At 64.2% G+C, this 18,986-nt stretch carries 22 protein-coding genes; 12 read left to right on the top strand and 10 right to left on the bottom strand.

Features of this window, described 5'->3' with window-relative positions; translation table 11 throughout:
• Positions 1–63 precede the first annotated feature (63 nt).
• Entirely contained in the window at positions 64–825 is a 762-nt protein-coding gene (locus ACNEOT_RS19850) for a 1-acyl-sn-glycerol-3-phosphate acyltransferase (protein ID WP_415976181.1), read from the top strand.
• Between the two features lie 6 nt (positions 826–831).
• Here the strand turns inward: ACNEOT_RS19850 and ACNEOT_RS19845 are convergent, their stop codons facing one another.
• The 4 genes from ACNEOT_RS19845 to ACNEOT_RS19830 are packed head-to-tail and all read right to left on the bottom strand — an operon-like array spanning position 832 to position 2,426.
• Positions 832–1,005: a hypothetical protein gene (locus ACNEOT_RS19845; protein WP_415976180.1), complete on the bottom strand. Its 174-nt coding sequence runs from the start codon at positions 1,003–1,005 to the stop codon at positions 832–834.
• On the bottom strand, positions 1,002–1,208 hold the full coding sequence (locus ACNEOT_RS19840) for a helix-turn-helix domain-containing protein (protein WP_415976179.1): 207 nt from the start codon (positions 1,206–1,208) through the stop codon (positions 1,002–1,004). The genes ACNEOT_RS19845 and ACNEOT_RS19840 overlap by 4 nt, the downstream gene beginning before the upstream one ends.
• On the bottom strand, positions 1,208–1,690 hold the full coding sequence (locus ACNEOT_RS19835; RefSeq protein ID WP_415976177.1) for a DUF2975 domain-containing protein: 483 nt from the start codon (positions 1,688–1,690) through the stop codon (positions 1,208–1,210). The genes ACNEOT_RS19840 and ACNEOT_RS19835 overlap by 1 nt, the downstream gene beginning before the upstream one ends.
• 58 nt (positions 1,691–1,748) lie before the next feature.
• On the bottom strand, positions 1,749–2,426 hold the full coding sequence (locus ACNEOT_RS19830; protein WP_415976175.1) for a TetR/AcrR family transcriptional regulator: 678 nt from the start codon (positions 2,424–2,426) through the stop codon (positions 1,749–1,751).
• Between the two features lie 163 nt (positions 2,427–2,589).
• Here ACNEOT_RS19830 and ACNEOT_RS19825 point away from each other — a divergent pair, with 163 nt between their 5' ends.
• Genes ACNEOT_RS19825 through ACNEOT_RS19805 form a run of 5 tightly spaced genes read left to right on the top strand, consistent with a single transcriptional unit; the run spans position 2,590 to position 6,138 of the window.
• Positions 2,590–3,792 (top strand): cytochrome P450, encoded by a 1,203-nt coding sequence (locus ACNEOT_RS19825; protein WP_415976174.1) that lies wholly within the window; start codon positions 2,590–2,592, stop codon positions 3,790–3,792.
• Positions 3,789–3,986, top strand: a complete 198-nt coding sequence (locus ACNEOT_RS19820) for a ferredoxin (RefSeq protein WP_415976172.1) — start codon at positions 3,789–3,791, stop codon at positions 3,984–3,986. Before ACNEOT_RS19825 ends, ACNEOT_RS19820 begins: the two co-directional genes overlap by 4 nt.
• Positions 3,983–5,125, top strand: a complete 1,143-nt coding sequence (locus tag ACNEOT_RS19815; protein ID WP_415976171.1) for an NAD(P)/FAD-dependent oxidoreductase — start codon at positions 3,983–3,985, stop codon at positions 5,123–5,125. Before ACNEOT_RS19820 ends, ACNEOT_RS19815 begins: the two co-directional genes overlap by 4 nt.
• Positions 5,126–5,136: 11 nt before the next feature.
• Positions 5,137–5,529: a hypothetical protein gene (locus tag ACNEOT_RS19810; RefSeq protein ID WP_415976170.1), complete on the top strand. Its 393-nt coding sequence runs from the start codon at positions 5,137–5,139 to the stop codon at positions 5,527–5,529.
• A 51-nt stretch (positions 5,530–5,580) separates the two neighbouring features.
• Entirely contained in the window at positions 5,581–6,138 is a 558-nt protein-coding gene (locus tag ACNEOT_RS19805; RefSeq protein ID WP_415976168.1) for a hypothetical protein, read from the top strand.
• Position 6,139: 1 nt separating this feature from the next.
• Here the strand turns inward: ACNEOT_RS19805 and ACNEOT_RS19800 are convergent, their stop codons facing one another.
• Complete coding sequence (locus tag ACNEOT_RS19800; protein ID WP_415976167.1) at positions 6,140–7,783, bottom strand: FAD-dependent monooxygenase; 1,644 nt, start codon at positions 7,781–7,783, stop codon at positions 6,140–6,142.
• A gap of 133 nt (positions 7,784–7,916) precedes the next feature.
• Here ACNEOT_RS19800 and ACNEOT_RS19795 point away from each other — a divergent pair, with 133 nt between their 5' ends.
• Positions 7,917–9,242 (top strand): MCE family protein, encoded by a 1,326-nt coding sequence (locus ACNEOT_RS19795; protein ID WP_415976375.1) that lies wholly within the window; start codon positions 7,917–7,919, stop codon positions 9,240–9,242.
• 6 nt (positions 9,243–9,248) lie between these two features.
• On the opposite strand, the gene ACNEOT_RS19790 is transcribed toward ACNEOT_RS19795, so the two are convergent.
• Complete coding sequence (locus tag ACNEOT_RS19790) at positions 9,249–10,553, bottom strand: carboxylesterase family protein (RefSeq protein WP_415976166.1); 1,305 nt, start codon at positions 10,551–10,553, stop codon at positions 9,249–9,251.
• Positions 10,554–10,669: 116 nt separating this feature from the next.
• Here ACNEOT_RS19790 and ACNEOT_RS19785 point away from each other — a divergent pair, with 116 nt between their 5' ends.
• From ACNEOT_RS19785 to ACNEOT_RS19765, 5 genes are all read left to right on the top strand, one after another.
• A complete protein-coding gene (locus tag ACNEOT_RS19785; RefSeq protein ID WP_415976164.1) occupies positions 10,670–11,221 on the top strand; it encodes a TetR/AcrR family transcriptional regulator in 552 nt (183 codons plus the stop codon).
• A gap of 103 nt (positions 11,222–11,324) precedes the next feature.
• Positions 11,325–12,914, top strand: a complete 1,590-nt coding sequence (locus ACNEOT_RS19780) for a GMC oxidoreductase (RefSeq protein WP_415976163.1) — start codon at positions 11,325–11,327, stop codon at positions 12,912–12,914.
• Positions 12,915–12,952: 38 nt separating this feature from the next.
• The gene (locus ACNEOT_RS19775; RefSeq protein WP_415976162.1) at positions 12,953–14,230 is read left to right on the top strand and encodes a lipase family protein; all 1,278 of its coding nucleotides are present in this window, start codon (positions 12,953–12,955) and stop codon (positions 14,228–14,230) included.
• The gene (locus ACNEOT_RS19770; protein WP_415976160.1) at positions 14,215–14,502 is read left to right on the top strand and encodes a hypothetical protein; all 288 of its coding nucleotides are present in this window, start codon (positions 14,215–14,217) and stop codon (positions 14,500–14,502) included. Before ACNEOT_RS19775 ends, ACNEOT_RS19770 begins: the two co-directional genes overlap by 16 nt.
• Positions 14,489–15,244: an EAL domain-containing protein gene (locus tag ACNEOT_RS19765; RefSeq protein WP_415976159.1), complete on the top strand. Its 756-nt coding sequence runs from the start codon at positions 14,489–14,491 to the stop codon at positions 15,242–15,244. Before ACNEOT_RS19770 ends, ACNEOT_RS19765 begins: the two co-directional genes overlap by 14 nt.
• A gap of 9 nt (positions 15,245–15,253) precedes the next feature.
• Here the strand turns inward: ACNEOT_RS19765 and ACNEOT_RS19760 are convergent, their stop codons facing one another.
• Genes ACNEOT_RS19760 through ACNEOT_RS19745 form a run of 4 tightly spaced genes read right to left on the bottom strand, consistent with a single transcriptional unit; the run spans position 15,254 to position 18,980 of the window.
• Positions 15,254–15,865 carry a methyltransferase gene (locus ACNEOT_RS19760; RefSeq protein ID WP_415976158.1) on the bottom strand — a complete coding sequence of 204 codons (612 nt, stop codon included), beginning with the start codon at positions 15,863–15,865 and terminating at the stop codon, positions 15,254–15,256.
• Between the two features lie 23 nt (positions 15,866–15,888).
• Positions 15,889–16,881: a Bug family tripartite tricarboxylate transporter substrate binding protein gene (locus ACNEOT_RS19755; protein ID WP_415976156.1), complete on the bottom strand. Its 993-nt coding sequence runs from the start codon at positions 16,879–16,881 to the stop codon at positions 15,889–15,891.
• The gene (locus ACNEOT_RS19750; protein ID WP_415976155.1) at positions 16,878–18,401 is read right to left on the bottom strand and encodes a tripartite tricarboxylate transporter permease; all 1,524 of its coding nucleotides are present in this window, start codon (positions 18,399–18,401) and stop codon (positions 16,878–16,880) included. The genes ACNEOT_RS19755 and ACNEOT_RS19750 overlap by 4 nt, the downstream gene beginning before the upstream one ends.
• A 3-nt stretch (positions 18,402–18,404) precedes the next feature.
• A complete protein-coding gene (locus ACNEOT_RS19745) occupies positions 18,405–18,980 on the bottom strand; it encodes a tripartite tricarboxylate transporter TctB family protein (RefSeq protein ID WP_415976153.1) in 576 nt (191 codons plus the stop codon).
• Positions 18,981–18,986 lie beyond the last annotated feature (6 nt).

The raw sequence follows: 18,986 nt of genomic DNA, 5'->3' as shown, positions 1-18,986 counted from the left end.
CGAAGTCACAAGGCGGTGATCGAACCCGGTATGAATGCGGGTGCGTCCGGTTAGAGTGCGCGCATGCACAAAGTACCTCGCGCGATTCGGGCCCTGGGAATCAATGCCGTCCGTCTCTACAATCGGCTCGAAGTGTCGGTCGCGCAACCGGTTCCCGACGAGCCCGTGTTGTTCGTGTGCAATCACGGGTTCGGTGGCGTGATCGATCTGAACGTGTTCGCCTTCTCGGCGGCGTACGACGATCTGAAGCTGTCCAGGGAACTGATCGCGTTGACGCACCAGATCGCGTGGACACTACGTGCAGGAAAATTGCTCGAGCCCTTCGGTGCTCGGCCCGCCGACAAGCAGACCGCTCTCGATGCATTCGAGGAGGGCCACAACGTTCTGGTCTTCCCCGGCGGTGACCTCGATGCATTGAAGTCGTGGCGGCAACGCAACGAGATCGTCTTCGCCGGGCGCAGTGGCTACGCCCGTCTGGCGATGGAGGCAGGGGTCCCGATCGTCCCGGTGGTCACTGCCGGCGCGGGTGAATCTCTCCTGGTTCTCAGCAGCGGGAAACGTATCGCCAAAGCACTCCGATTGCACAAATCGGCGTTTCGGGTCAAGACTGTTCCGCTGTCGGTGTCCATTCCCTGGGGCGTGAATCTGGGCGTGGTCGGGTTGCTTCCGTACATTCCACTTCCGACCAAGCTCCAGACGTCGGTCCTCGCGCCCATGCGTCCCGAGCCGGACGAGTCGGCCGAGGATTTCGCGCACCGCGTTCACTCGGCCATGCAAGCAGAGCTCGACGACCTGACCAAGGATCGTTGGCCGGTGATCGGCTGAGCAGCCTCAGCGTCGGATCGAGATCCAGCCGGCCGAGAGCACGAGCAGGACTCCGATCAACTGCAGGCCGGGGGAATCGTCGGCCCCGCCGAGGACGAACGCCGCACCCCCGAGCGTCGCGATCGCGACGGCAAAGAGCGCTTCGATGTTGTTGCGGCGCTTCGATTTCGGTTCACTCATTCGTCCACCCATTCCAGTAGGTCGCCCGGTTGGCAGATCAGGACTCGGCACATGGCGTCGAGGGTGCTCAGTCGTACTGCCTTGGCCCGCCCGTTCTTGAGCACCGCGACGTTGGCGGGAGTCAGGCCGACGCGTTCTGCGAACTCGCCGACGCTCATCTTCTGCTTGGCCAACTCGACGTCTATCCGAACGACGATGGCCATCAGATGACCGCGTCCATGTCGGTTCGCAGTTCGGTGGCCTGGCCGAGCAGCGTTCTCATGACGATCATCAGCAGTCCTGCCACGGCGACTATGACCACCAGCAGGAACAGGAGCAGTGGAAGGCCGGGGTCGTCGGCTCCGAATCCGACGTAGAGGAAAACACCGACGAGGACGACCCACGCGGCCACGATCGACCAGGTGATGACGTCGACCCAGATCAGTGACGCTCTGGTGAAAATAGCGTTGCGGGCGACCATCGTCAGCAGCTTCCACGTGGCTACGACGACTGCTTGTATGCACAGCACCCAGAAGATCGACACGATGGTCAGTGGCCATCGTAGGTACGCGGATTCGGGTGATTCCTGGGCCATGTGCGCGAACTGGCCCGGCAACGACATCACCTGGAACAGCACCAGGACAGCGAACAGGACGGCGAGAAAGAGGCGCAGCGGTATCACGACCGCTCGAATTCCAATGGACATGGAACGAGTATCGGTAGCTATCTATCGAATGTCAATAGATCCCGCCTGACGCGGAACGTCAGTGATCCGGGTTGCTCCCGATGGAGGTGGGGTCGATAGCTGCGTGTACTCCGCCGCTGTAGGACGTCGGAAGTGCTCGGCTGCACAGTGTTTCGGCTTCCTCGGCGGAGATTCCGAGTGCCCGTAGGACGCGTTGCGTCGTATCGTCCACGGTGGCCGCCTCGTCTCGCTCGGGTTGGGCGAGCAACAGGCGTCCCAGGGACAGCAGGGAACCGGCGACGATTGCGAGTGCGACATCTGCGTCGTTCACATCGAACCGTCCTTCGGCAGCGGCTGATTCGATATCGCGGCGTGAACGCGGTGCCAGGCCCCCCGCTGCGGCGAAGGCCGCAGCCTCGGAGTTCAGCAGGACGCGACTGAGTTGCGGCTCGAGGCGGAAGAGGCGTCCGGACAACCGAAACGACTGGGTGAATTTCTCGACCGGGTCGTTCAGGCCGACAGTGAGCGAGTCGAGGTAGTCACCGGCAGATTCGAGGGCCGAGTCGATGGCCGCCTGCCACAACTCTTCCTTGGTCTCGAAGTAGTTGTAGAACGATCCGTTGCTGACGTCGGCGGCCTGCGTGATCTCGAGAACGGGTGCGTTGGTGTTGCCGCTCGCCAGGAATCCCTGCGCGGCCTTGACGAGGGCGGCTCTGGTGCGCGCCTTTCGGCGCTCGACACGGTTGCCTTCGGCCACGGTCTGCTCCTACTCGACGGGTTTGTGAGGACAGCCTATCTGCTGCCTGATATGACGATTTCGTCAAAATACTTGACTGGCGACGTCCTCATGGGTGACGATATCGTCATTAACTGAGTGGGTGAGCGGCAGTGAACCCCTCCACGGCTGCATCGAGGACTTGATGACAACGAACGTTTCGATCTCGCAGTACCGCACCGACCTGTACTCCACCGAGGCCATTCTCGATCCGTATCCGCACTACGCCAGGTTGCGAGAGCTCGGGCCGGTGGTGTGGCTGCCGCACCAGCAGGTATTCGCGATCTCGCGGTATGCCGACTGCAAGGCGGTGCTGCTCGACGACGAGACCTTTATCTCGGGGGACGGCGTCGCGCTCAATCCCGTGGCCAACAGGCTGGGCCGCGGCACGACGCTCAACAGCGACGGCGACGAGCATGCAACGAAGCGTTCGGTACTCGCTCACCGCCTGACTCCCAAAGCAGTCCGAAAGATGAAGACCGCGGTGGAGGAGAAGGCGGAGAGCATCGTCGACGCCGCATTGAGCAAGCAGTTCGTCGACGGTGTCGACGATCTCGCGACGGCACTGCCGATGTCGATCGTGCCCGATCTCGTGGGCTGGCCCGAGGACGGACGTGAGGAGCTTCTTCGTTGGGCGGGAGCGACATTCGACTCCCTGGGTCCCGTCAACAGGCACTCGGTCACCGCGGTGAAGGGTGCAACCGAGATGCTGGCCTTCTCCCGCCGGGTCGTGCGAGAACGATCGGTGATCCCCGGAAGTATGGGCGACGACGTTCTGAAAGCGGCCGACGAGAACAAGATCGAGAAGTCTGCGTGCCCGGCGCTGATGATCGACTACCTCGGCCCCTCGCTCGATACCACCATCGGAGCGATCTCCGGTGCACTCGACCTGTTCGCTCGGCACCCCGAGCAGTGGCAGGCGATCCGGCAGGACCCGGATCTGATTCCCAACGCCGTCAACGAGGTTGTTCGGTTCGAGTCGCCCATCAGGGCCTTCTCCCGCCGAGCTGTGCGTGACGTCGAGATCGACGGATCGCGAATCCCGAGAGGCGCACGCGTACTGGTGATCTACGCATCGGCAAACCGCGACGAGAGGGAATGGGACAACCCCGACGCGTTCGACATCACCCGCGATGCGGCTCGCCAGCTCGGCTTCGGATCGGGCACACACGGCTGCGCAGGCCAAGGATTGGCGCGCCTCGAAGCACAGACCATGCTCCGAGTGCTCGCGCGTCGGGTCGAACGCTTCGTGCCTTCGGGAACACCGAAACGGGCCGTCAACAACGTCATTCACCGATACGAACAGCTGCCATTGAAATTGGTGGCCGCAGAAGGGACAGGGCTATGAGAATCGACGTCGACTGGGACCGGTGCGAGGGCCACGGAATCTGCGCCGAACAAGCTCCGAAGGTATTCAGTCTGGACGACGAGGGCGAACTGCACTACGCCTTCGACGGCAACGACGTTCCCGACGACCTCGCGGCATCGGCGAGATCGGCCATCGGCGTGTGTCCGGTTGCGGCACTGCGAGAACAGGCGTGAGCTCGGCTGATCGCAGGATCGTCGTCGTCGGAGACTCCGTCGCAGGATGTACCGCAGTTCGTGAACTTCGCGCCCGCGGCCACGAGGGTGCGATCACCATGATCGGAGCCGATCCCGACGGTTGCTACGCCAGGCCGCCGCTGTCGAAGCATGTGCTCAAAGATCAAGTGGCCGAGGCAGAAACATGGGATCTCTCGGACCTCGACATCACCTCTGTCGGTGACCGGGCGGTGTCGGTGGATACCGACGCCCGCACCGTCAGCACCGCTGCGGGCGCCGACATTCCCTACGATGCCTTGATCGTGGCCACCGGAGCCGCCGCACGTCGCATTGCCGATCCTGATCAATCGGGCGAGATCGTGTTGCGGACTTTCGCCGACGTGCGTGCACTTCGGCCACGGTTGGACGAGGCAAGAACTGCCATCGTCGTCGGTGCCGGTTTTCTGGGCATGGAAGTCGCCAGTGCCTGCGCTGCTCGCGATATCGCCGCCATCGTCGTCGATGTCGATCCTCCGCTCGAGCGGCTTCTCGGACCGTTTCTGTCCGAGGCGATTTCGGCCCGAGCCGAATCGGCGTCGGTCGACTTCGTTCGTGTAGAGCGTCCGGTGACGTTGATCGGTGATCCCGTGGTCGGCGTCGAGCTCGCGGACCGAACTCTGCGGGCGGATCTGGTCGTCACCTGCGCTGGGGACGTGCCCGAGACGGGGTGGCTGGAGGGAAGCGGAATTGCGGATCGACACGGCGTTCGCGTCGACGAGCGCTGCGCAACAACGGTTCCCGATGTCTTTGCTGCCGGCGATGTCACCTACTTCGGGACGGCCTCTAGCAGATCCCCGTTCTGGTCCAATGCCGTCGCGCAGGGCAAAGTGGCTGCTGCATCCGCGCTCGGTGTGGAGCCGACGTGCGCACCCACCGACGACTATTTCTGGACCGAGATCATGGGACTGTCCATCAAGGTCGTCGGCCCTCTCCCACTGCGTGGAGAGCCGACCGTCGTCGAAGGTTCCGTCGAAAACGGATCCGCGCTGTTGAAGTGGAGTCACGACGACGGCCGCGCCACCATCGTTGCCTACGGCATCAAGAAACCCGTCGGCCTACTCCGACGGCTCGCCCGCGAGACCGCTGTCCCCACCACGTAAGGAAACAGTTCATGAAACTCGGCTCTCCGTCCGATCTCGCTCGTCGACTCCCCGAAGCCGTGGGGCTCGCCCGCGCAGCGATCGGGATCGCTCACATGATCGCGCCCACCCGCGCCAACGAGCTGCTCGCCGGACCCGACGCCGCAGTCGCCACCACGCGAGCTGCCGCCCGCACCTTCGGCATTCGCGAGATCTACATCGGTGGTGGGCTCTACGCGGCAACCCGATACGCACCCAAGGCAGTGCGCACCCTGCTTCGCGCGGGCGTGGCTGTCGATGTGTGGGATACCGCTGCCTTTGCGCTCACCGCACACTTGCCGCAGAGAACGCGAGTGGCCGGATGCGCCATCGCCGGCGGGTTCGTCATTGCCGGTGCCTTGGCCGACGTGCAACTGGGTAGATAGAAGGCGATCGATCGTCAGGCCGGTGCGGCAACTGTGTGCAACAGTTGCCGCATGGCCGACACAAGACACCCCGCGCCGTGGTGGGTCTGGTTGACCGCCATCACGGCGCTGCTCGTATTTCTCGTGTGCGGGGTGATCCTGTGGACGTTCCTGCCACCGGTTGTGATCTTCCCCTTCTTCGCCTTCGCTGCCTGGATACTGCTTTTTCTCGGGGCGATATGGCTGGTCCTCGCCTTGATCGGCTGGTTCAGATACCGAGCCCTGCGGTGGAGTGGCGTTGCACCGATCTTCGTTGTGCTGACCGTCGGACTCGTTCTTCTGTCGGTACCATCGAAATTCGCATTCGCAGTCTCGGAAGACGCCCTCGCCGCCACCGCCGTCGATTGTCCGAAGACGTTCGAGGGCAGCCGAATCGGGCTGTACAGCGTGCGATATGTCCAACCTGTGGACAACGGTTGCCTGTTCTTCATCGAGGGTGGCCTGATCGACTCGATCGGTCTGGGCTATTTCCCGGAGGTCGCCCCGCCCCTCGGCGACCCCCGGCATGACGGCGATATCGGTTACCAGGAGTTCGACGGCGACTGGTATCTGTTCGTGCAGCGATTCTGACTCACAGTGCTGGTTTCGTGAGCTGACGCACGGCACATCGTTCTCCGTCGACCACCGCGGCCACCCTGGCGCAATCCTCGGCCGTCATCTCACGATCGCTGCAGTAGATGAACCGGTCGGGTCGGACCAGGAAGCCCTGTGCGCGTGATCGACGCATCTGACGCTCCACGTCGCCCTCGCTGTCGACGTAGTGTCCGGGCGCGACGGCGTGAGTCGCTATGGCAGAGGATCGTTCGAGCTTCACCTCGTTCACTCCGGCCTCGGCGAGGGCGCGCGGGATGGGGGCCGACGGGAACCCCACCCAGGTCCACTTGTTGTCCAACACCGTGTCCAACCTGACCGGGGCGAGATCGGATCCCACCACCCACGGCTGGCAGATGAACGTCCCTCGGGGGCTCCGCCGTCCATTGCCGAGACCGAAGAATCCGCCTTGGGTGCCGAGCTCGTAGCGGGGCTTGAGTCCGTTGCTTCTTATGGCCCGACCGAGAGCAGGTACCCGCATCGCGCCACGAATCACCCTGTCGCGCAGCCATACCGCAGTGGGATTTCCCAGCATCACCAGCTTGCCGATGCGCAGCGAGAAGTCGGTCAGTTGCTTCACGTTCGGTCGGCGCTCGGGCTCGTAGGTGTCCAACAGGCTCGGGTCGGCGGAGGCGTTGAGGACGGCGTCGAGCTTCCAGCACAGGTTGGCCACGTCGCGTACCCCGGACGAGACGCCCTGCCCGGCAAAGGGCGGCATGATGTGCGCGGCGTCGCCGGCGAGAAACGCTCGCCCCTTGCTCCACTGTTCAGCCTGGCGGATGTGGAAGGTGTATCCCCAGCTCCGGTAGATCTCGACCTGGTCGAAGTCGATTCCGCGCTCGGCCAGCAGCCCGCGCAGTCCTTCCTCGGTTTGCAGCTGCTCGACGGTCTCGCCCTTGTTGACCCTGAATTCGACCCGGTGGTATCCCATGGGGCACGGGCAGTCGACGCCCGGGCGTCGTGGATCGGAAATGAAGGTGAAGTCGAGCGGGGCGTCGACGGGCAGGTCGTACCACGCTCGTAGTTGGATGTCGAACCACGGTTCTTCGATGTGCTTGCCCGGCAACGCGATTCCGAGGAGCTTGCGGATCGAACTCGAGCCGCCGTCGCATGCGATCAGGTAGCGGGCGGTGAGCGTTCGATCCGGGCCGCCATCGGCCGGCCGAAGTGAGACCGTCACGGAATCCTCGTCCTGCACCAGATTCACTGCGTCGTATCCGGGCATGAGCGACACGGTCGGGAAGCGGTCGATGCCCTGTCGCAGTACGCGTTCGAGCTCGGGCTGATGGTAGTAGCACATCCCGGGAACTCCCTGGCCCTGGCTTTCCGAGGACGTCATCGACAGAAACGTTCGATCACCGTTCTTGAAGTGCACTCGGACGTCCGACGACATCGTGGCCAGCATCTCGTCGAACAGGCCCAGTCCCTGCCACACCCGGTGCGCATCCTCGTCGGAGGCAATGGCGCGTTGGCGCGGATAGATGGAGATATCGCGCTCCACAACTGCAGTCCGGATGCCTCGTTGGCCCAGCAAGTTGGCCGCAGTGGCCCCGGTGGGGCCCAGTCCGATGATGACGACGTCCACATCGACTGGTTGGGTGGCTGCGTCGTTGCTGCTGGTCATGTTGTTCCTCGAAGTAGGCGAGAGCGCGGGGCGCGGAGTCGACAGGGACTTGACTGACGATGCCGCCATGCGTGACGATACCGTCATTCCCAAAGGAGTATGGCATGAATCACTCAGGCTGCAAGGACTCGGCGTGATCGCGGCGCACCGACGTTCGACCACCATCCCGCTCGGTGCTGCGTTCTTCGTGGCGTTGGCGCTCTTCGTCGGATGGAGCGTCACCGAGTACGACGGAACGTTCGACGATGCAGTCCGCGTCGACCTGGTCCTGGACTCCGCGGGCAACGCGCTGCCACAACGCGCGGACGTCAAATTTCGTGGCGTTGTCGTCGGGCATGTCGATTCGACCACTGCGCGTGACGGAGTCGTCGTTGCGCATCTGGCCATCACGCCGTCGTTCGCCTCGGCGGTTTCCAATCAGGCCACCGCGCGCCTACTTCCGAAGACGCTGTTCGGCGAGCGCTACGTCGCTCTCATCTCTCCTGCCGGCCCCGTGGAACCGATCGTGGACGGATCGGTGCTCGAGCAGGACGTCAGCGGTAACGCAGTGGAGGTGGGAGTGCTGCTGGACGGATTGCAACCCTTGCTCGCGGCCGTCCCTCCTCAGGATCTGGCCAGTACTCTCGGTGCGCTGGCGCAAGGACTCTCGGGACGAGGCGAGCAGTTGGGTTCCACGATCGACCGGCTCGAGAACATATTTTCTCAGGTGAATGCCGATATGCCTGCTCTGCAGGAGGACATTCGCGGCGTCGCCGTCCTGGCCGACACCTACTCCGACTCCCTCCCATCGTTGGTCGACGCTCTCGACAACCTTCGCGTTACGGGAAACACCGTCGTCGAACGTCGGCCCGCGATCGATACCCTGATCTCGTCACTGACGTCGAGTTCCTCGACCACCGCGGACTTCCTCGCGGCCAACTCCGAGAACATCATCAGCTTGGCGGCCGATTCTCGGGAACTTCTCGAAACCCTCGAGGAGTACATCCCGACCGTCGAGTGCTTCCTCGATCAGATCGTCGCCGTGACGCCCCAGATTCCCGAGGTACTCGAGACGGACAGCGAGTTCCCCGGAATTCAGGGAACAGCCGAATTCGTCAATCCGAAGGGCCGCTTTCTGCCGAATCAGGACGAGCCGCGGTTCCTGGACAACCGACCGCCGAGGTGCCTGCCGAGCGCCGCGGTAGGGGAGAACATGCCGCAATACGCCGGCGGTTCCTACAACGACGGGGCGTATCAGGTGCCCTCGCGTAATCCCGGGCCGCAGGGTTCGGACGGCGCCACCGCGCAGAACCGGGTGTTTCCTGCGACTCCGGCCGCATACGCCGGATCCGATGTGGAACGCAGCACCCTCGAAGTCGTCTACGCTAACAGGCAGGGGGTCTCTCCGGGCGATATACCCTCCTGGACAACAACATTGGGAGCGCCGGCGATGAGAGGCAACCAGATCGAGCTGAAGTAGGTGCCGTCAGAACACGAGTGGGCGTGCAGGCAGTCCGGCCACTCCCTCTCTGGCGAACGCAGCCCACGTCCGACGAACCCTGCCGGCCAACGCCGTCGGCGGTTCCTGACCGGCCAGCATGGGCGCGTCCGACCACGCGTTACCGAACAGCAGGGGCAACTCGATGCAGTGGCACGCCCCTAACGGGGCACCTTTCGGTGCCCAATCGACGCGGTACGACGCAACCTGACCACCGGCCCGATGCCACATGTTCACCATCCCGTCCACGCCGAACAGTACGTTGGTGACGAGCCGAACGACCGGTGCGGTGAGCAGCGAACTCACCGGACCGAACTTGTTGAGCCACAGCATGTTCGACACGATGTCGACGAACGGGGCAGCGTCGTCTCGGGTGTGGCCGATCAGAAGTTCGACGTGCGGTGCAATTCGGCGTAGGGCGGTGTCGAGGTCGCCCGAGAGAGGCGCGAGGTGAGCAACCGGCCCGAACGGCATTCCGCCTGCGGCACCGAATCTGCGCACAGCCCGTGTCACGGCGCGCTCTGCATCGAGCACGTCCGACGCGGGAGCGGTGGCCGGGTCCGTGGAGAAGTGAGCTGCGAAAGCCTTTCGCGCTGCGCCGTACAGGGCGGAACGGCCCGATCGCAATCCGAGGGGCGCGCTTTGCACGATTGCGCGCGAGAACAACCCCGCGGCCGATTCGCAGGCCATCAGCGAGAGGATGGCATCGCCGCCCGCGGACTGACCGAACAGCGTCACATTGTTCGGGTCGCCGCCGAATCGAGCAATGTTGACCGCCACCCATCGCAGTGCCTCGATCTGATCCTGAACACCGATGTTGCTCTCTCCCGAACCTTTCGGGGTCAGATAGCCGAACCCGCCGAGCCGGAAAGTGACGCTGACGACCACAACGCCTTCCCGGACGAGTTCGTCGGCGTCGTACTTCTCTGCCTCCCCGCCACCGGAGACGTATCCGCCGCCGTGCAGCCACACCATGACCGGAAGCTCCTCCGCCACCGACGGAGCGGTCACCGACAACACGAGACAGTCCTCGCTTTGTTCGAGCCGATCGACCATCGGACCGGTGACGTAGTCGAGCTGGGAGGGCAATTGAACGCATACCGGACCGCGGCGGGTGGCGACTCGCGTCCACTCCGGGGTATCGATCGGTTCGGGCCTACGAAAGCGCGTAGCAGTGGCGTAGGGAATTCCCCGCGCGTGGATCAGGCCGTCCGCTTCGACTGCGATCAGATCTCCGCTGGTGGTGCCGGTGATTGTGCGCTGCGTCGTGATTTCCGTTATCTCGTCGTTCAATTCGAGAACCCCCCCTGTGTCGAACAGCGTGAGCATACCTTCCGGCCGGCTCGGCAATCGGTGAGAACGCAGGCCGGGTGCGGGGCGACGGGCCGCGGTGGCGTCATAATCGGACCATGCGGTCGAAGCAGAAGATTCTCGATGCCACGCTCGGGTTGATCGCCGGGTCCGGCTTCGAGGGCGTCACGATCGCAGCGGTGGCCCGTGCGGCCGGCGTCACGCGTCAGACGGTGTATTCGATCTTCACCACGCGGGAGGACATGATCTCCGAGGCGATGGTGGGACTGATAGTCGATGTCATCGGCGGTATTCGGGAGAAGGCCGATCAGGCCGAGTCTCCGGCGGAGTTCGTCGTCGAGACGATTGTCGCCAGTCGCAATCTCATTCGGCGCGAACCGGTTCTGAATTCGTTGCTGCGCTCGGGAAATGCGAACCCACTGTTCGACTCGGACATGATGGATCGTGCCGAGCCGGTGGTGCGCCAGTTTCTCGATGGGTACGTCGAGCGCAATCCAGGCTTCGATACCAGGCAATTCGACGGTATCGACGGCGTCCTCGTCCGGGTGGGGCTGTCGGTCATTCTGTTCGACGACCCGTCCATTCACGACGACGACGGTCTGCGTCGCTACCTCGAGCGCTGGCTGATCCCCGTCCTGCCTTTTGCTTAGCGCACGAAAACTTGACACCTCGACACCTTTCTGTCTAGTTTTGCACGGCACGTGCACGTGACACAGGTCTCGATGGGCGCTGCTGCACACCATTGGGGGGATCGTGTCGAATCTGAACCGTCGGTCGTTTCTGGGCGCAACTGCGCTGGCAGGGCTGGCCGCAGTATCGGGGGCCGGGGTAGCTCGCGCAGCAGGCGGACGGCGTACCCAGGTTCCGCTCACGCGCGAGGACCATCGCGTGGTCGTGATCGGATCGGGGTTCGGCGGTGGCGTCGCGGCGCTGCGTCTGGCCGAGGCAGGCATTCCCGTGCTGGTCCTCGAGCGTGGAAGGCGTTGGGTCACAGGGCCGAACTCCGACACGTTCCCCAACGCGACCGCGCCGGACAAGCGAATGCTGTGGTACGGCTCGAGTCCCAACCTGTTCGGTACGCCTGTTCCGTTCGATCCGTACGTCGGCCTGCTCGAGGCTGTCCCCGGCGACAACATGACCGCGCTGTGCGCGGCGGGTGTGGGCGGCGGATCCCTGATCTACCAGGGGATGACGCTGCAGCCGTCGCAGGCCGTGTTCGAGACGCACTTTCCGGTCGAGCTCGACTGGCCAACCTTGAACGCAGTCCACTACCCGCGCGTCGCGCGGATGCTGCAGCTCGAACAGGCGCCCGACGAATTGATCGCAACTCCCAATTACCAAGCAGCGCGGGTGTTTGCGGACCGAGCGCGCCGGGCGGGCCTACCGGTGTCGAAGATTCCGATGCCGATCGACTGGAACTACGCCCTCGACGAGACGCGCGGGTTGATGACGCCGTCGTACACCAATGGCTCCGGCGCATTCGGAGTCAACAACGGTGGTAAGCATTCCGTCGACGTCACCTACATCGCGGCCGCTGAGGCCACCGGTCTGGCGACCGTGGCGACGCAGCACAACGTCACGCATGTCGAGCGTGCCGGGGACGGTCGCTGGACAGTCCACGTGGACAGAATCGATTCCGACGGAACGGTGTTGGAGAACAAGATCCTCACCACCGGCGCTCTGATCATGGCGGCGGGAAGTCTGAACACCACCAAGATGTTGGTTCGCGCCGGTGCCACCGGGTCCATCACCGATCTGCCGGACGAACTCGGGCAGGGCTGGGGTACCAACGCCGATCGCATCTACGTGTGGTCGAGCATCGAGCAGAAATTCGGTGCGCCGCAGGGCGGTCCGGTGGTGTTCGGCAGCCTCAACTGGGACGACCCGCGTACCGCGCACACCGTCATCCAGGCATCGATACCGCCGCTCTCGTTCGATGCAAGCAGCACGATGCTCGTCGGATACGGAGTCAGCAGCGGTCGAGGACATTTCGGTTACGACTCCGCGCGTGATCAGGCCCAGTTGCACTGGCCGGCCAACGGCGACTCCGTCATTCAGGACGGATCCATCGACCCGACGGTGCGTCGCATCGCCGGGTCGGGCAGCATCCTCACCGACACCAACGCGCTGTTCCCGTCCACCTGGCATCCGTTGGGCGGGGCCAACATGGGTACGGTGTGCGACCTCGACGGCCGTGTACACGGCCAACGCGGACTGTACGTCCTCGACGGCGCTCTGATGCCCGGCAACACCGCAGCCTGTAACCCGTCCATGACCATTGCTGCGCTGGCCGAGCGTGCACTGGACAACATCGTCGCCCGCGACGTCGGCACTGTTATCTGATCACTCGCAGAAAGAGACCAATGCACCGCTATCGCAGCATGATTCGTGTTCTCGTCGGAGCCGCGATCCTGGCCTCGTCCGTGACGGTCGTCGGGACCGCGACAGCACAAGCCGATCCGGTCGATGATTTCTACGTCTCGCCGGCTCAGCTCGTCGACGATCCCGGTGCTGTTCTGCGGACGCAGCCGATGTCGTTGTTCGCGGCTCTGCCCGGCGCGGACGGCGGCTACCCGGTGCAGGCGCAGCGAGTCCTGTACACCTCGCGGACGCAGGACGACGCTCCCGTCGGAGTGTCCGGCACATTCATCGAGACCGAGGTGCCGTGGCGGGGAGCCGGCCCGCGTCCGACGATCGTCGTCGCTCCGGGCACAGTGGGCCAGGGTGATGCGTGCGCACCGTCGCGGGCCTTCCCGACCTCGATCAACGCTGTGACGCAACCACTGTCGATCTCGTTCAATCAGGAGTTGTTGTCGTCGACCCTGTGGGGGTCGATGGGCGCGAACGTGTTCGTCACCGACTACATCGGCTTGGGAACACCAGGGCTGCACACCTACGTGAACCGAGTGGAGCAGGCGCATGCGGTTCTCGACGGAGCCCGCGCCGCGCTGGAACTCTCGGGTGACGCGGGTGCGCCCGTCGGCATCTGGGGCTATTCCCAGGGCGGTGGAGCCGCCGCCGCAGCGGCCGAACTCGCGTCGGAGTATGCGCCGGGGTTGAACGTGAAGGGAACCTGGGCCGGAGCCCCGACCGCTGATCTGCTCGAGGTATTGAAGACGGTGGACGGGACCCTCATCGGCGGCGTGATCGGTTATGCGCTCAACGGTTTCGTCGAGCGAGATCCGAGTTTGCTGCCCCTCGTCGAGGAACGGTTGACCGATCACGGCAAGGCGGTGCTGAGCGATCTGTCGACGCAGTGCATCGGCGACACCATCCTGAAGTACCCGTTCCTGCGGACCGAATCGCTGACTGTGGACGGTAAGTCGATGCTCGAGAACCTGAGCACCATTCCCGAGGCAGGCCGCATCCTCGACGAGCAGCGGATCGGCCGTAGCACTCCGAACGCGCCGGTGATGATCACCAGCGGACTCAACGACGACACCGTGCCGTACGGGCAGGCCAGGCAGCTGGCGCAGGACTGGTGCGGACAGGGTGCATCGGTGGAATTCCGAACCAATCCTCTGCCCCCGATCCTGCAGGGTGCGGTGTTGCCCAACCACTTCGGGCCGCAGTTGATCGACGGTTACGGCGGTGAAGCCGCGACATTCTTGATGGACCGGTTCGCCGACGTCCCCATGGCAGCATGCACCTTCGATTGATTCTCGATCGCTGGCGCTGGCGGGTGGTGCGAGACTTCTTGGTTCGCAATCGCTTTCCGCCGGCGCTCAGCGCCGAAGAACGCGCCGACGATTACGTCGCTGTAGCCGAGGCATTCGGACTCGTCTGGCCCGGTGACCCACGGCGCATCGATGCGCTGCTCATCGGTTTCGGGGATCCTGATCCCGACGCCGTCCGTGCCTCGATGGACCCGGTTGTCGCTCCACTTCGACTTCGCCCGCTGGTTCGGGTGTGGACTCGTGCCGTCGAGTAGGGGTGCCTCGACACCGCTGCGCTCGACACTGTTGCGTGCGAGGCGTCGGGTGGAGGCGGTGATCGCCGGCGGTGGACCGAACATCGTCTTCCAGCCGATCGTCCGCGCGTGCGACGGTGCGATCGAGGGATACGAGGCCCTGTCCCGCTTTCCACCCAGAGGCGGTGACCCCGAGGCGTGGTTTGCCGATGCTGCGCAGTGCGGCCTGGGCCCTGCCCTCGACAGATCGGCGGCCGTCAAGGCCTTGGAGGAATCGGCTCGGCTGCCGCACGGGCCATTCATTGCGGTGAACCTCAGCGCTGCAACGCTACTGGTCGATGGTGCTCTGGTCGAGGTGTTGCTCGACTTCGGGCGACGACGGCCGTTGATCGTCGAGATCACCGAGCATGCCGCCATCGACGATGAGGACGCAGTGGTGGCCGTGCTGGCCGAACTCAGACGGGGCGGCGTGGGGATAGCGATCGACGACGTGGGATCGGGATACGCGGGTATGCGGCAGCTCGTCGTGCTCGAACCGGAGATCGTCAAGGTCGATGCCTTCGTCGTCCACGATATGAGGGCCAATCGAGCGAAGTCGGCGTTGGCCGAACTGGTGCTCGAGTTCGCTCGAAAGACCGGAGCCCGATGCGTGTTCGAGGGCATCGAGACCGACGACGATCTCGATGCAGCCACGCTGATCGGAGCCGATCTGCTGCAGGGCTACCGAATCGGTCGCCCTGCAGCGGTGGATCTGCTTGTCTGACGGCCTGGTTCAGTGGTTGACGGCCGAGAAACTTTCTCGCTTGGAGGCCTCGCGTGCCACCACGTCCTCGGCGGCAACGATGACGTTGTCCACGTCGGCGCTCTTCACGACGACGACTCCGTCGGCGTCGGCGACGATGACGTCACCGGGGGAGACGACGACGCCTCCGAGTGCAACGGGTTCGTTCAGTCGGCCCGGTCCGTTCTTGTACGGTCCGGCCGGGGTGACACCGCGGGCGAAGACGGGCAGCCCCAGCTCGGCCAGCGCGTCGGCGTCGCGGACGGCTCCGTCGATGACGAAGCCCGCGATGCCGAGTGATTTGGCGCGGATTCCGATGAGATCGCCGATCAGCGCACGGGTGTCGTCGCCCGAGCCGTTCACAACGATGACGTCACCGGGACGAGCGGCGTCGAGGGCCTTGTGGATGTAGAGGTTGTCGCCCGATCGCGTCCAAACCGTGTACGCCCGGCCGGTGACTGCTGCCCCGGCCCAGATGGGACGTAGCCCGGCGATGATGCCGAACCGCTCCTGGGCGTCACCGACGTTGGCGGCGGGCACCCGGGAGAAGCGTTCGATCATGTCGTCGGATACGGCAGTGGCGGAATATGTTTCGGTGCTCATGAGATCAATGCCTTTCGGGTGACTTATTGCTGGTCGGCGAGCAGTTCGGCGATGATCGGCTCGATCTCGGTTTCGCGCTTCTCCCACAGTGTTGCGACGTCGGCACCGGATACCCAGTCCGGTTGTGTCGCTGCGCCGGTGAGCTTCTCGGCGACAGCTGGGTCGGCGAGCGCGGTCTCAAGGGCGTTCTGGAGCGTGGTCATCGTTGCGTCCGGAGTGCCGGCAGGAGCGGAGATGGCGAAGTTGTTGGTCATGAACGGGGCGTCGTATCCCTCGCTTGCCAACGTCGGGACGTCGGGGATGAGCTTGTTGCGTTCCTCGGTGAGTACCGACAGGATGTTCACCTCTCCGGATGCGAACTGGCCGTAGAAGCTGGACACTCCGCCGAGCGCGAAGTCGGTTTCACCGGAGACCAGTGCCGAGATCTTGTCTGCACCACTGTTGTAGTGAACGATGTTGAAGTCCAAGCCGAGGGTGTCTTCGAGTGTGCGGAGGTTGACGTGATCGTCGCCTGCCCGGGAATCGGTTCCGACAGTGATGGTGCCGGGCTTCGCCTTCACCGCATCGAACAGTTCGCCGATGTTCGCGTAAGGGCTGGACTTGTTGACGCCGATCACGATGTCGTTGGACGCGAAAGAGCCTATGGGCGAGAAGCTTTCGCGGTCGAACCCGGCCTTCTTGCTCGGGTCCAGATACCGGCCCAGGATCGAGGGAATGTTTGTGAATCCGATGGTCTCGCCGTCCGGCTTCGAGTTTGCCAGGTAGTTCAGTCCGACGACCTGGCTGCCGCCTTCCTTGTTCACCACCTTCACTGGAACGCCCAGTTCGGCTTCCATGGCCGGGGCCATGATGCGGGCGAGGATATCGTTGCCTGCGCCTGCGGCGGACGGGACGACCCATTCGACAGTGGCGCCGTCGCGTGGGAACGGTGCCCCCGAATCGGTTGCGGCTGAGCTGCATCCGGCGATCAGCGCGGCGGTAGAGATGGCCGCGACGAGGATGGGCAGTTTTCTCATGAGACGTGCTCCTTGATGGGGTGGTTCGCGGTGGCGCGGCGGGAGAGGATGCGAGCCAGGACGGGGCGCAGCATTCCGAACAGAACGGCTGCGATGAAGACGAGCAGGAGAGCCTTGTTGATGGGACCTTCGACGAAGACTCCGTAGTCACCGCGCGACAGCGACAGTGAGCGTTGGAAGTTCTCTTCCAGCAATGGTCCGAGGATCAAGGCAAGGACGAGAGGCGTGAGTGGAATCTTGGTGAGGTGGAACAGGTAGCCGATGACGCCCGCGCCGAGCATGATGAAGATGTCGAAGACGCTGCCGTTGATGCTGTAGACGCCCAGGAACATGAAGGCCAGGATCATCGCCATCAGGTAGTGGAACGGGATCTTCAGCACCGCGATCCACAGGCGTACCAGCGGCACGTTGAGGATCAGCAGGATGATGTTGCCGACGAGGAAGCTGGCGATGATGGTCCATGCCACCTCTGGGTTGTCGCGGAAGAGCAGCGGTCCGGGGATCAGGCCGTTGATGGTGAACGCACTGGCCATGATGGCTACCGTGGCCGAGGTCGGGATGCCGAGTGTGAACAGTGGAATCATCGAAGACAGCGCGAGTGCGTTGTTGGCCGATTCCGGTCCGGCCACACCCTCGACGGCGCCCTTGCCGAATTGCCCCGGCCGCTTGGTGAGCTTCTTCTCCATGGCGTAGGAGGCCAGTGACGTTGCAGCACCGGGTGATCCGGGCAGCAGGCCCATGAAGAAGCCGATCACCGAGCCGCGCATCGTGGGGCCGGCCGACCGGGTGAGGTCGGTCTTGGTGGGCAGCAGCTTTCCGACGGCGAGTGGTCGACGGCCCGCGCCGCCGGCCGAGCGAGCCTGGATGAGGATCTCGGTCAGACCGAAGCAGCCCATGACCACCGCAACCAGTGCGACGCCGTCGAACAGTTCCGGCATGCCGAATGTGAATCGCTGTATGCCTTGGCCGGAGTCGATACCCACCGACGCGATGGCGAGGCCGAGGCCGACGCTGATGAGGGCCTTCGCAGGGTTGTTGCCCGAGAAGCTGGTGATGAGCGCCATGCCGAGCAGTGCGACGAGAAACAGTTCGGGGGCACCGAATTCGAGGGCGAAGCGGCTGAACGGGGCGACGACGACAAAGCCGATGACACCGACCAGTCCGCCGACGAACGATGCCAATGCGGCGACGACGAGGGCGGGCCCACCGCGTCCGCTCTTGGCCATCTCGTAGCCGTCGAGTGTGGTGGCGATCGACGACGCCTCACCCGGAATGCGAAGCAGCACTGCGGTGACGGTACCGCCGAATGCGGCTCCGTACAGAATGGCGGCGAGCATGATCAGTGCGGTGGTGGCGTCGAGCCCGAAGGTGATGGGGATGAGCAGCGACACCGCGGCGGCGGGGCCGAAGCCGGGGAGAACTCCGACGAGCATGCCCAGGACGCAGCCGAGGAGGGCGAACAGTAGGTGCGTTGGAGTGAGGACGTTGACGAAGCCCGCGATCAGATCGGGAAAGCCCATGGCTCACAACCCCCAATCGGCGAGAAACGGAATGGACGAGGCAGGCAGGGCCGTGCCGAGCCAGACGTCGAACACCAGCCGGGTGGCCAGCGTGGTCGCCACTGCGACGCCGATAGCGACCAGTGGAGTTCGCTTGCCCACGAACGTCAGGACGACGGCGAGCATCAGGGCCATGGACAGGGTGTAGCCGAGAGTGGGCAGAACCAGCGCCGCACCGGCGATCGCCGCCACCACCACGCCGATCCTGATCCAACCCGAGCGGTCGGGAAGCTCGGCCTCGTCGGCATCCTCTTCGTTGTCGCTGGACAGGAAGGCCACTGCTGCCGATGTCGCGGGTTCGAGCTCGGTTTCCGGCTCGGCGATCGTGGCGCTCGGGGTGCGGACGAGCTGGATCGCCCACATCATGCCGCCGAGGATCATGCCGAGTCCGCCGACCATGGGCAGGAACCCCGCGCCGACGCCCGGGTCGGCGGCGATGCCGTAGCCGGTGGCCATGGTGACCGTCGCCAAGCCGACGACCAGTGTCGCGCCGAGCACGATCCATTCGATCGTGTGTTGTGTGCCGAGCTGTACCTTCACGGCCGG

Origin of the sequence: Rhodococcus sp. 077-4, assembly GCF_047782425.1 — a bacterium.
Lineage (GTDB): Bacteria > Actinomycetota > Actinomycetes > Mycobacteriales > Mycobacteriaceae > Rhodococcoides.
This window is presented reverse-complemented; position numbering and strand designations above follow the sequence as displayed.